The 13,138-nt window shown below is 60.5% G+C and carries 10 protein-coding genes; 1 reads left to right on the plus strand and 9 read right to left on the minus strand.

The window, feature by feature from the left end; genetic code table 11:
* Window positions 1-169 precede the first annotated feature (169 nt).
* A complete protein-coding gene (gene azu, locus AC07V4_RS03470) occupies window positions 170-616 on the minus strand; it encodes an azurin (protein WP_008439083.1) in 447 nt (148 codons plus the stop codon).
* Between the two features lie 333 nt (window positions 617-949).
* On the opposite strand from azu, the gene AC07V4_RS03475 reads away from it, so the two are divergent.
* The gene (locus tag AC07V4_RS03475) at window positions 950-1,132 is read left to right on the plus strand and encodes a hypothetical protein (protein WP_431751991.1); all 183 of its coding nucleotides are present in this window, start codon (window positions 950-952) and stop codon (window positions 1,130-1,132) included.
* Between the two features lie 46 nt (window positions 1,133-1,178).
* On the opposite strand, the gene AC07V4_RS03480 is transcribed toward AC07V4_RS03475, so the two are convergent.
* The 8 genes from AC07V4_RS03480 to AC07V4_RS03515 all read right to left on the minus strand — a co-directional run bounded on the left by AC07V4_RS03480 (window position 1,179) and on the right by AC07V4_RS03515 (window position 13,131).
* Complete coding sequence (locus tag AC07V4_RS03480; protein WP_492637287.1) at window positions 1,179-2,069, minus strand: transglutaminase family protein; 891 nt, start codon at window positions 2,067-2,069, stop codon at window positions 1,179-1,181.
* Entirely contained in the window at window positions 2,069-4,555 is a 2,487-nt protein-coding gene (locus tag AC07V4_RS03485) for a circularly permuted type 2 ATP-grasp protein (RefSeq protein ID WP_492637288.1), read from the minus strand. Before AC07V4_RS03485 ends, AC07V4_RS03480 begins: the two co-directional genes overlap by 1 nt.
* 156 nt (window positions 4,556-4,711) lie before the next feature.
* Complete coding sequence (locus tag AC07V4_RS03490) at window positions 4,712-7,993, minus strand: transglutaminase family protein (protein ID WP_492637289.1); 3,282 nt, start codon at window positions 7,991-7,993, stop codon at window positions 4,712-4,714.
* Window positions 7,994-8,181: 188 nt separating this feature from the next.
* Window positions 8,182-8,631, minus strand: a complete 450-nt coding sequence (locus AC07V4_RS03495; protein WP_492637290.1) for a hypothetical protein — start codon at window positions 8,629-8,631, stop codon at window positions 8,182-8,184.
* A gap of 164 nt (window positions 8,632-8,795) precedes the next feature.
* Entirely contained in the window at window positions 8,796-9,191 is a 396-nt protein-coding gene (locus tag AC07V4_RS03500; protein WP_492637377.1) for a hypothetical protein, read from the minus strand.
* Window positions 9,192-9,241: 50 nt separating this feature from the next.
* Window positions 9,242-9,700, minus strand: a complete 459-nt coding sequence (locus tag AC07V4_RS03505; protein WP_492637291.1) for a hypothetical protein — start codon at window positions 9,698-9,700, stop codon at window positions 9,242-9,244.
* On the minus strand, window positions 9,697-10,617 hold the full coding sequence (gene ssp4, locus AC07V4_RS03510; protein ID WP_492637292.1) for an Ssp4 family T6SS effector: 921 nt from the start codon (window positions 10,615-10,617) through the stop codon (window positions 9,697-9,699). Before ssp4 ends, AC07V4_RS03505 begins: the two co-directional genes overlap by 4 nt.
* A 210-nt stretch (window positions 10,618-10,827) precedes the next feature.
* Window positions 10,828-13,131 carry a YgiQ family radical SAM protein gene (locus AC07V4_RS03515; RefSeq protein ID WP_492637293.1) on the minus strand — a complete coding sequence of 768 codons (2,304 nt, stop codon included), beginning with the start codon at window positions 13,129-13,131 and terminating at the stop codon, window positions 10,828-10,830.
* Window positions 13,132-13,138: the final 7 nt, after the last annotated feature.

The following is a 13,138-nucleotide window of genomic DNA, read 5'->3' on the forward strand; positions in this document are numbered from 1 at the left end:
GTTAGACCGCTTTCGCAGGCAAGCCAGCTCCCACAGTTGACCGAGTTTCAGCATGAGAATGCGGTCGAGTGTGGGAGCTGGCTTGCCTGCGAAGAACGATGACTCGGTTCAACTGACCGCCCACAAAAAAAGCGCCTGAACAGGCGCTTTTTTTTCGACCGGAGTCGGCTTACTTCAGGGTCACAGTGCCTTTCATCATCGAGATGTGGCCTGGGAAGGAGCAGAAGAACGCGTAGTCAGTACCTGCTGCCAACTTCGACACATCGAAGGTCACCGAATCTTTCTCGCCGGCACCGATGATCTTGGTGTGGGCGATGATGCGGGTGTCGCCGTCTTTCAGGTAGTTCTTGTCGATACCAGCGGCCATGCCGTCGCTGGCGATGCCAGGCATGTCGGCAGCGGAGCTCAGTACCCAGTTATGGCCCATGACGTTTTTCGGCAAGCTGCCGGAGTGAGTCAGCTCGACGGTGAATGTCTTGCAGCTCTTGTCGATTTCAATGGCCTTGGTGTTGAAGGACATTTGATCAGTGGAGTCGACGGTGACCTTGCACTCTGCAGCAAGCAACTGGCCGCTCGCCAGAGTCAGCAGGGAAACAGCAACGAGTTTGGCAAACATGTGAATCTCCAAGGCAGGGTTTAAAAAACGCGTATTGCGACAAGGGTGCCTCAAGCAGGCAGGAATTCTTATGATCTGAGTCAACAGATTGTATACAACTTTAGGCTATCAGACTGATCAACACAATCAACCAGCCAAAGTGCCGCACGTTACCTATGATCGACCCTATCCCCACTGGAGTCCGAGCCATGCACCTCAACCAACTGTTCAACGGCCTGTTCGCCGCCTACGCCTGCGGTAAGTGAAGGCCAAGCGCGCTGCTAAGCTGCTACCATGGCGGCCCAAGGCAGCTGCGCGCCGCCCACCCTCACCTTCGACCCTAGAGGATCGCCCATGGCCAAACCTAATTACTCCTTCGCCAAACGTCAGAGAGACTTGGCCAAGGAGCAGAAGAAAGAGGAAAAACTGCAACGCAAGAAAGCCGCTGCAGAAGAAGAGGCCAATGGGCTGACCGCAGACGTCGATGCTGAAGAAACGAGCGACGAGACCGAAACACCAAAAGATCCGGCTGAATAATTTCCTTTGTGGTGAGCCGGCGCGCCCGGCTCGCCACAATCCACCGTCACTCCAGCGGCATCACCGTCACCCGCACCTCCGGGTCATGGTTCCCGCCCCCCAGAATCACCCCCCGCAACGGCGACACATCGGAGAAATCCCGGCCCCAGGCCAGGGTGATGTGCTCCAGTGCCGGCTGCACGTTATTCGTCGGATCAAAATCCACCCAACCTGACACCGGGCAATACACCGAGACCCACGCATGGGACGCATCGGCGCCGATCAGCCGTGGCTGGCCGGGCGGTGGCTGGGTGAGCAAATAGCCGCTGATGTAGCGTGCCGCCAGGCCCCGTGAGCGCAGGCAGGCAAGCATCAGGTGGGCGAAGTCCTGGCAAACGCCGCGACGGCGCTCCAGCACTTCCACCAGGGGCGTGGCGACCTGGGTGGCTTCGGCATCGAACGTGAACTCCCTGAAAATCTTCTCCATCAGCGCCTGTACGCCCAGCAACAATGGCTTGCCTGGGGGGAAACAGTTTTCGGAGAATTCGACGAAGGCTTTTTTCAGGTGCACGTAAGGCGATTCAAAGCGATAGCGGCAGGCCTCGATCAACTCAGCCGACATCGGTTGGCTACTGTAAGTGAGACTGTCACGGGTCTGGTCCCAGGCCGGCGACTGCTGAAAGTCCAGGGCCGGCCGCGCCAGCACTTCCACGGTCAACCCGGCATTCACCAGCAGTTCATCATGGGGCCGCTCAAAAGCCAGGCGAGTGATCGGGTTACCGAACACGTCCAGCTCATCACGTCGCGCAGACGGTTGCGGGCTGATGTCCAGTTGCTGCGAGCTGCAGCGCTGCCAGGCACACGGCCGTGGCCACAAGTGCGCCAATTGCTGGGCCAGGGACACCGGGCTGTCGTAGTGGTAATGGGTATCGTGGAAAATCTGGTAGCGCGCACTCATCACAGCGACACCGTCTGCTGGCTGACATCATCCACATGGGCAAAGTGACGCAACGCCAAGCGATCCGACACTTGCCCACTCTCATCGGCCACCGCTTGCAGCAGGTCGGCCAAGCCGCCCAGCGCGGCGCGTACGCTCGGCTCGCCAAACAGCGGGTTCTCCAGGCAACCCAGGTCGAAGTGCGCCAGGCGCTCCACCAATGGCCCCAGGCCGGTTTCCCGAGGCACACCAAAGTCATCGTTGAGACGGCGCAGGGTGCGGCTCACCAGTTTCAACTGGAACAGCACCGCATGGGGGTTCTGCTCATCCAGCAACAACAGGTCGAGCACCGGGATCAATTGGGGCACCGCCAGGTAGCGCGAGCGATAGGTGATGCTACTGTTGCCCAGTTCCAGCAACCACTCCAACCCCGCCTGATCGAACACCGCCACGCCACGCAGAAATGCCGCGAGGCTGCTGCTGAGAAACTGCAGGCGTTCGATACGCCGGCCCATCATCAAAAAGCGCCAGCCTTCGTCTCGGGTCATATCATCCAGGGCAAACCCGGACAGCGCCGCCAGCGACATCACCAGGCGATTGAGGAAGTCCAGCAACTCGCCGAAGTCCGGGGTTTCGCTTTCCAGTTCCGTGGCTTCGCGTTGCAGCTCCACCAAGGCCTGCCAGTTCTCCCGGGACAGCTTGCCGCGCACCTGGGACGCCGCCCATTGCAAGCGCTGCAAATTGGCACGCAGGCTCGACGCCCAGTCATCACCGAGCAAGGCCGCCAACAGACGCTCAGGCAACTCGCCCTCCTCCGGCAGTAGGCGCAGGGTTTCACCGAGCTCAACAGCCGCCTGCAACGCGAGTGGATCGTCACCGTCGACATAACGCGCCAGCACGATGCGCAGCCAGCGCGCGCTGTCATCGCAACGCTCGCAGTAACGGCCAAACCAGAACAGGTTCTCCACCACCCGTGATGGCAGATAAGGGTCACGGCGCACCAGGTCATGCACACCAATCGCCCGCTGCGCACGCCAATGCTCGCCACCGGCAGCGCGTTCACCGAGCACCCAGGTGTCTTTGCTGGCGCCACCGCGTTGCATCGACACCACTTCGGCATCTGCCTCGGCCGCCACGCGAGTCAGGCCACCGGGCAGCACCCGATAACCTTCATCGCTCGCCACGGCGTACACCCGCATGCCAATGGCGCGGTGTTGCAGATGATCATCCTCGGTATGCCATACCGGCGCCTGGGACAGTTGAGCAAGCTCTTGGGCGACATACGCGTAGGGCCGCGCACGCATACGTTCGGCCAGGGCCTGGCGTTGCGGGTCGTTCAAGTCGCGCCCGAATACCGGGGGGAAGCTCTGCGAAGGAAACGCGGGTTTGATCAGCAGCTCCGGCAGTTTCTCCAAGGCTTCGGCCAGCACCGGTGCTTCACCGCACCACCAGGTAGCGATGGACGGCAGGATCAGTTCTTCGCCAAACAAAAACTGGTTGATCTTCGGCAGAAAGCCCAACAAACCCGGGGACTCCAACACACCACTGCCAAGGGCATTGGCCACCAGCACGTTGCCCTGGCGCACGGCATCGAGCAGCCCGGGCACGCCGAGGGCCGAGTCGGTGCGTAGTTCCAACGGGTCACAAAAGTCATCGTCCAGCCGGCGCATGATCGCGTGCACCCGGCGCAGGCCACTGAGGGTTTTAAGAAACACCGTGCTGTCGCGCACCGTCAGATCGCCGCCCTCCACCAACGGGTAGCCGAGTTGGCGCGCGAGGTAGAGGTGTTCGAAATAGCTTTCGTTGAAACGCCCCGGTGTCAGCAACACGATCAGCGGCGGCTGGTCATCGCCGGGCGCCTGACGGGCCAAGGTTTCCTGCAAGGTGCGGAAGAAACCAGTGAGGTGCTGCACTTGCAGATCACGATACAGATCCGGGAAAGCACGGGACACAATGGTGCGGTTTTCCAGCGCATAACCCGCACCCGATGGCGCCTGGGTCCGGTCGGCGGTGACCCACCAGCGACCATCCGGTGTGCGTGCCAGGTCCACGGCGTACAGATGCAGGAAAGCATCCTCCGGCGGCTGGATGCCTTGGCAGGGCCACAGGAAATTGTTATGCCCGAACACCAGTTCAGCCGGCAGCAAGCCTTCCTTGATCAGGCGTTGCGGGCCGTAGAGATCGGCCAGCACGGCATTGAGCAAGCGCGCACGCTGGGCGATCCCCGCCGAAAGCTGCTGCCACTCATCGGCAGCCAGCACATGGGGCAGCAGATCCAACTCCCAGGGGCGGTCGGCGCCCTTGGGGTCGGCATAGACGTTGTAGGTCACGCCGTTTTCCTGGATCTGCCGGGTCAACAGCGCCTGGCGCTGAGCCAGTTGCGCGGGCGTACTGCGTTGCAAGTGCTCAAGCAAGCGCTGCCAATGGGCACGCACCGCGCCGCTATCGTCCAGCAGTTCGTGATAAGTACCCGCGGTCAGCGGGTAACGGTCGAGCAAGTCGGACATGGAACGCTCGGCAGGGGCAAGGGGGCTCAGATTAACTCAAATTTACTGCAATCTAATGTGGGAGGGGCTTGCCCACGATTACGGTGGGTCAGTTGCACATTTGTTGATTGGCACACCGTCATCGGGGGCAAGCCCCCTCCCACATTTGAATCGTGCTTAATTGGGGAAACGTCGGAGATCTAGGGTCATGGGCAATTCATCGTTGATGACTTTCGTCGGCACTGGGAGCTTTCCAGGGCTGTGCCCCAACCGGAAAAACCGCGCCATGCGCCGGCTCTCGGCCTCATTGGCATTCACCGGCAAGCTGTCGTAATTGCGCCCACCCGGATGGGCCACGTGATACTGGCAACCACCGAGGGAGCGTTGCATCCAAGTATCGAGCAGGTCGAACACCAACGGCGCATGCACCGGGATCGTCGGCTGCAGACAGTTGGCCGGTTGCCAGGCGCGGTAACGCACGCCGGCAACAAATTCGCCCACCCGCCCGGTGGCTTGCAACGGCACCGGAACACCGTTGCAGGTCAGCAGATAGCGTTGCGGCGGCAGCCCGGTGAGCTTCACTTGCAGACGCTCCAATGACGAATCCACATAACGCACCGTACCGCCTGCCGCCCCCTCTTCGCCCAGTACGTGCCAGGGCTCCAGGGCCTGGCGCAATTCCAGTTCGATCCCGCTGACGGCGTAGTCGCCGACCTTGGGAAAACGGAACTCCAGGTGCGCGGCAAACCATTCGGCACGCAGCGGGTAACCGGCGGCATTCAGCTCGACGATCACATCGGCAAAATCCTGCTCGATAAAGTGTGGCAACAAAAAGCGGTCATGCAGCTCGGTCCCCCAACGCGCCAGTTTCGGTGGCGCATAAGGTTCGCGCCAGAATCGCGCGACCAGGGCACGCAACAGCAATTGTTGGGTGAGGCTCATGCGCGCATGGGGCGGCATTTCAAAGGCACGCAATTCCAACAGGCCCAATCGGCCGGTGGCACCGTCGGGAGAGTAGAGTTTGTCGATACAGAACTCTGCGCGATGGGTGTTGCCCGTCACGTCGATCAGCAGGTTGCGCAGCAAGCGGTCGACCAACCACGGCGGGCATTCTTCACCAGGTTCGGGCATTTGGGCGAAGGCGATTTCCAATTCGTACAGGGCGTCATTACGCGCTTCGTCCACCCTGGGTGCCTGGGACGTCGGGCCGATAAACAGGCCGGAAAACAGGTACGACAGAGAGGGATGGTTGTGCCAGTAGCTGATCAGACTGCGCAGCAGATCAGGCCGGCGTAGAAACGGCGAATCCTTGGGCGTGGCGCCGCCCAGCACAAAGTGGTTACCACCACCGGTGCCGGTGTGGCGCCCGTCGATCATGAACTTTTCAGTGGTCAGGCGGGTTTGCCGCGCCTCTTCGTAGAGGAATTCGGTGCGTTCCACCAACTCATCCCAAGTGGCGGATGGCTGCACATTCACCTCGATCACACCCGGGTCTGGCGTGACGCGAAAATTGCTCAACCGCGTATCGGCCGGCGGCTCGTAGCCTTCCAGCAACACCGGGCAGTGCAGTTCTTCGGCGGTGGCTTCGATGACGGCCACCAGTTCCAGATAATCCTCGACGCGCTCCAGCGGCGGCATGAACAGGTACAGCCGCCCTTCCCGCGCCTCGGCGCACAGCGCGGTGCGGGTGAGCCAGTCAGCGGATTGATCGACCTTCGGCACACGCTCATCGACGGGCGCGGCGTCGTCATGGCTTTGCAGCTGCGCCGTGGTCGGCAGCTCAGGTTGATCCTGGTTCGGGTCGGTGGGATGCACAAAGGGATACTCCGCCGCCGTCACCCACGGCTGTGACGCCAACGGCAGGCGATAACCCAACGGCGAGTCGCCAGGCACCAGCCGACAGTGGTTATCGCGCAAGTACCAACGCCCGCTTTGCCAACGATCATTGGCCGCCGTACGCGCCAGCGGTAGCACTTGGCCGATGACCTTATCCAGGCCCTGGCTGAACACTTTGCGCAGGCGCTCACGCTCCAGCTCATCGCCCAGGCGCGGGTCTTGGGCGGTGACGTTTTGTGGCAGCGCACCTTCGCGCCACAGGTAGTAGAAGTTGTCTTCGAAGGCGGGAAACACAAAGCGCGGCGGCAGTTTCAGGCTTTCGGCGATGCTGGCCAGAAACCGCCCGGCGAGCACGCCATCAGCGCCGTAATCCTGTTGCTCATCGGCGATCAGCGCACTGTTATGCCAGATCGGCACCCCATCGCGGCGCCAGTAGCAGTTGAGCGACCAGCGCGGCAATTGTTCACCTGGATACCACTTGCCCTGGCCGAAGTGCACCAGGCCCTTGGGCGCGTAGTGCTTGCGCATGCGCTGGAACAGTTCGGCGGACAGACGTCGCTTGTCCGGCCCCAGCGCAGCGGTGTTCCATTCGGCACCGTCGGGGTCGTCGATAGAGACGAAGGTCGGTTCGCCACCCATGGTCAGGCGTACGTCATCCTTGAGCAGGTCGCCGTCGATCTGCCGGCCAAGGGCCTGGATCGCCAGCCATTGTTCTTCGGTGTAGGGCTTGGTGACGCGCGGCGCCTCCCAGATGCGCTCTACCGACATTTCGTGGGTGAACTCGCACTCACAGGGTTCGACCAACCCACTGATGGGCGCGGCGGACGATGGATCGGGACTACAAGCCAACGGAATATGGCCCTCTCCGGCAAACAACCCGGAAGTGGCATCCAGGCCGATCCAGCCCGCGCCGGGCAAATACACCTCGCACCAGGCGTGCAAGTCGGTGAAATCCACCTCGGTACCAGACGGGCCGTCGAGGGCTTTGACATCGGCGGTCAATTGGATCAGATAACCGGAGACAAACCGCGCCGCCAACCCGAGGTTGCGCAGCAACTGCACCAACAGCCAGGCCGAATCGCGGCACGAGCCGGAGGCGTTTTCCAGGGTAAATTCCGGGGTTTGTACGCCGGGCTCCATGCGGATCAGGTAGGCGATATCGGCAGCCAGGCGCTGGTTGAGGCCCACCAGAAAGTCCACCGCCGGCAGCGGCGTACGGTCGATACCCGCCAGGTAGGCAGCAAACCTGGGCGTTAGCGGCAGGGTTTCCAGGTACGGTGCCAGCTCCCGCTGCTCATCGGCAGCGTAGCGGAAGGGGATTTTTTCGGCATAAGGCTCGAGGAAAAAGTCGAACGGATTGAACACCGCCATCTCGGCGACCAGATCGACTTCGATGCGCAGCTCATCGGTTTTTTCCGGGAACACCAAACGCGCCAGGTAATTGCCCTGGGGGTCTTGCTGCCAATTGATGAAATGCTGCTCGGGCTGCACTTTCAGCGCGTAAGACAGAATCCGCGTGCGGCTATGGGCGGCCGGGCGTAACCGCACGATCTGCGGGCCGAGTTCGACCGCACGGTCGTAGCGGTAATGCGTAACGTGGTGCAACGCGACATGAATCGACACGGCGGCCTCCTGCGAGCTAGGGCATGGAAACAAAGCGCGCAAGACTTATGCCAGAGCGGCAGCCATTGCGCTTTATCGTAGGGCCCGGTGCAGTACAGCACCAAAACGGCGCCTGGGGTGGTGCCATGGTGCAAGTGACGCACACATTTGTGGCGAGAGGCCGTGCCTCAGATGGTGAATCTACCCAATCAGCGGGATTTGTGGCGGGCAATCATGGCTTCGCGCAGGTGGCGCACTTCGAGCAGTTTCTGGCGCATTTCGCGGTGGCGTTTGCTGTTGAGCAGCAGCAACCCCAGCAGCGGGAACAGCAGGCCCAACCCATAGGACAGAGGATGGGGACCAAAGGCGATAGTGGGCAGCACCGCCAGAACACAGAGTATGAGCAGCGCCACCAGCGGCCATACCCACTGCGGCCGTCCGCGCGCGATCATGAAATTGCAGTGCACGATGCCCCACGTCAGAGCGAGACCACCCAGGAAGGAATACTTGAGGTTGTCGTCCATCGGCAAGCGTGGGAAATAACTGTCGAACATCAGCGGTACCGCAAACACAAGGCTGAACACCGCCGCGAAAATCGCGCCCATGAAGACCGGAAAGTACTGCGCCAGAAAACTGCGAATGCCAGGTAACTCATTCATCTCTCATGCCCTCATACAGTCCTACTGGCCAGCCTGGCCCCATCGCGGGCAAGCCCGGCTCCCACAGTTGACCGGGTTTCACAGTGAGAGCGCGGTCAACTGTGGGAGCTGGCTTGCCTGCGAAGGCGATTTAATGGGTACTGCCTTGACACAGGCCGCTAAAACTAACGCTTTTTACCCGCCGCTATAACGGCCTGGCGCAGATGGCGGATCTCCAGCAATTTTTTGCGCATTTCCCGATGGCGCTTGCTGTTGAGCAATAGCAGGCCAAATAGCGGGAAAAGGACCGCAGAGGTGTAAACAAGCAAGTGCGGGGGGAACTGAATCATCGGCAGTACGAACAACAGGCAACACCCCAAGTAGCCTGCGACCAGTCCTGTAGCCCATGGGCGCCCTCGCGCAATCATGAAATTGCCAAACACTATCACCGCAACCAATATCAGGATGGCAAGTCCTGAGTAATTGGACTTCAACACTGGATCAACACCTCGCAAATACGTAACGCCTGCAAGGGATACAGCAGATGCCCCGGAAAAGATCGCCATGAAAATCGTCCCCATGAACACGGGGAAATAGCGGACGAGGAAACCGTTTATCGAAGGCGCCCCCTTCACATGCGACCACTCGACCTAACGGTTGATTTGACAGACTGCCGAATGCGGCGGATTCCCACGAGTTTTGCACGCATATCTCGTTGAGCCTTGCTGTTAAGCGTCAACAATCCGAGTAATGGGAATAACACCGCCAAGCCAAAGAGAACCCTTTGAGGCTGGTATTGAACCATTGGAACTACAAACAGTAGACAGGCGATGTAGATACCGACCATTACCCACGCCCAAGAGGGTTTGCCCCGCAGAATCATAAAGTTGCTATGGACCGCCAACAGAATGAGCAGCGCCCCGACAGACATGATCTTGAGCCCCACTTGAGCAATGGGCGCATCACGAAAATAGGTAACGAACGCCAGCGCCACAGCCAACGCCAAAGAAAAACACGCAGCAAATACGCCGCCCATAAACGTCAGAAAGTATTGCCTGAAAAAGTCGCGTAGCGTCATTAATTCGCTCATTCGTTGACCTCCTCGTACAACCCGATCGCGATGGTATTGATGTTCCCGGAATAGGCGCTCCCACCGAACCCTACGGTTGCGCCCAAGACGTCTTTGATCTGGGTGGTTGTACTGTGCTTGAGCTGCGTAGGGGTGAAGCGCTTGGTGAGCTCACCCGATGCCTGCCTGAGTTTGAGCATCTTCGAGGTCAGGCTGGGGTCATTGATGCTCAAAAGCTCCTTCGTCAGCTTGGCTCTTTCCTGGCGATTCAAACCGCGAAGTACTTCACGCAGGCTCTTGCCCGTCGAGGCCTTGGCGACCTTGACCAGCTTGACCGTCGTGAGGGCCGAAGCGCCCACGCCTGCTAGCGATGCAGCATCCAGCACAATGGACGCATTCTGGTACCAGCCTTCACTGTCGAGCCAATCGTTTACCTCTGGTTTGGCAACTTCCAGCGCTGTACGGGCAATGCCATTGAAACACTGGAGCGAACTGGCGCCAGCAGCTGCATACCCCACCACTACGATGACGGAACTGGCGCCAGCACTGAAAGGCACCAGGATCGTTCCACTGGCGATCGCTGCCCAACTGATGACAGCTCCCAGGCAGGAGACTCCGGTATTCACGGCTTCGCCGATGAGGCGAGATTCGCGAGGATTACTCACAACATGTTCAGCAAACTGCGTCGGTGCAATGTACTTCTGCGCTTCACGCAAAATGATGCGCTTGGGCTTGATACTGCAAATCGGCTTGAATTCGCGCAGGGTGACGACGTTGAAGTCAGCGTCGATATACACCACGCCCGCGCCAACGATGCCAGGATCGGCATCGATAGCCGCAAACAGGCGCGGCAAGTTGATCTGGCTTTCAATACGCTGGCGCGCCATGAATTGGGAGCGATTGGAGTCCATGCCGATGGAGGCCAGGGGGTTGCCCATGGGGTGTTCTTCCTTGAAAGGGGTGGCGACTGCACTGACGCCTTCGCGGGCAAGCCCGCTCCCACACTTGAATGTATTCACAAATCAAAATGTGGGAGCAGGCTTGCCTGCGATAGCGACTGAATGGGCGCCACCTTAACAAACAGACTCGCCACCGAATAGAAAGCAAAACGCCAGCACGAGGCTGGCGTTTTGCATATCAGGCTGCGATCAACGCGGCACTACCGGCTTGCGCGCAGGCTTGCCGCCCTTGCCCTTGGCCGCATCAGCACGCTCCTTGGCGGCCTGCTTGTTGCGTGCCTGGGCCGCGGCCTTGGCTTGTTCGCGTTTGTCCCACGGGTTGCTGCCGTCGCTGCCACGAGGCGGCAGGCCGGTGTGCTGGGTGAGGATCTTGGTCGTGGTTTCCTTGGCGACCTTATGGCTGCCGGCCGGCGTCGAGTTCTTGCGACGGGCGCTCTGGTAGCTGTCGGTGGATGGCTGGTGCAAGGGGATCAACTGGTCCTTGCCCGGCCCGATCAAGTCGGCGCGGCCCATGCGGGTCAATGCTTCACGCAGCATCGGCCAGCCTTTCGGGTCGTGGTAGCGCAGGAACGCCTTGTGCAGGCGGCGCTGTTCCTCGCTCTTGACGATGGTCACGGCGTCGCTCTTGTAGGTGACCTTACGCAGCGGGTTCTTGCCCGAGTGGTACATCGCGGTGGCGGTGGCCATCGGCGACGGGTAGAACGCCTGCACCTGGTCGGCACGGAAGCCATTGCCCTTGAGCCACAGGGCCAGGTTCATCATGTCCTCATCAGTGGTGCCCGGGTGGGCCGCGATGAAGTAAGGAATGAGGTACTGCTCCTTGCCCGCTTCCTTGGTGTACTTCTCGAACATGCGCTTGAACTTGTCATAGCTGCCGATGCCCGGCTTCATCATCTGGTTGAGCGGACCTTCCTCGGTGTGTTCCGGGGCGATCTTGAGGTAACCACCGACGTGGTGAGTCACCAACTCCTTGACGTACTCCGGCGACTCGACGGCAAGGTCGTAGCGCAGGCCAGACGCAATCAGGATTTTCTTCACACCCGGCAACGCACGGGCACTGCGGTACAGCTGGATCAGCGACGAGTGGTCGGTATTCAGGTTCGGGCAGATGCCGGGGAACACGCAGGACGGCTTGCGGCACGCGGATTCGATTTCCGGGCTCTTGCAGGCGATGCGGTACATGTTCGCGGTCGGGCCGCCGAGGTCGGAGATCACCCCGGTAAAGCCCGGCACCTTGTCGCGGATCTCTTCGATCTCGCGAATGATCGACTCTTCGGAACGGTTCTGGATGATGCGGCCTTCGTGCTCGGTGATCGAGCAGAAGGTGCAACCGCCGAAGCAGCCACGCATGATATTCACCGAGAAACGGATCATGTCGTAGGCCGGGATTTTTTCCTTGCCGTACGCCGGGTGCGGAACGCGGGCGTAAGGCATGCCGAACACGTAGTCCATTTCTTCGGTGGTCATTGGGATGGGCGGCGGGTTGAACCACACGTCCACTTCACCATGCTTCTGTACCAGGGCACGGGCGTTGCCTGGGTTGGTTTCCAGGTGCAGCACGCGGTTGGCGTGGGCGTAGAGCACCGCGTCGCCACGGACTTTTTCCACCGAGGGCAGGCGGATCACGGTCTTGTCGCGGGTCATCTTCGGGCTGGCCAGGATCTGTACGACCTTGGCTTCTTCCGGATCGTCCTGCGGACCTTTTTCCTGCTCGATGGCGCAAGCCTGGGTGTCCTGGGTGTTCACATACGGGTTGATGATCTTGTCGATCTTGCCCGGGCGGTCGATACGCGTGGAGTCCACTTCGTACCAGCCCGCTGGCGTGTCACGGCGAATGAACGCAGTGCCGCGCACGTCGGTGATGTCTTCGATCTTGTGGCCCCACGACAGGCGCTGGGCAACCTCGACAATGGCCCGCTCGGCGTTGCCGTACAGCAGGATATCGGCGCTGGCGTCGATCAGGATCGAGTTGCGTACACGGTCCTGCCAGTAGTCGTAGTGGGCGATGCGGCGCAGGGAGGCTTCGATGCCACCGAGCACGATCGGCACATGCTTGTAGGCTTCCTTGCAACGCTGGCTGTACACCAGGCTCGCACGGTCCGGGCGTTTGCCGGCCATGCCGCCAGGGGTGTAGGCGTCGTCGGAACGGATTTTCTTGTCGGCGGTGTAGCGGTTGATCATGGAGTCCATGTTGCCGGCCGCGACGCCGAAGAACAGGTTCGGCTCGCCGAGCTTCATGAAGTCGTCTTTGGACTGCCAGTTCGGCTGGGCAATGATCCCGACGCGGAAGCCCTGGGACTCCAGCAGCCGGCCGATAATCGCCATGCCGAACGACGGATGGTCAACGTAAGCATCACCGGTGACGATGATGATGTCGCAGGAATCCCAGCCGAGCTGATCCATCTCCTCCCTGCTCATCGGCAGGAATGGCGCTGGACCGAAACATTCGGCCCAGTACTTGGGATAGTCAAATAACGGCTTGGCTGTTTGCATGACGGTG

This window comes from Pseudomonas sp. GW821-FHT03A09 (genome assembly GCF_059421065.1).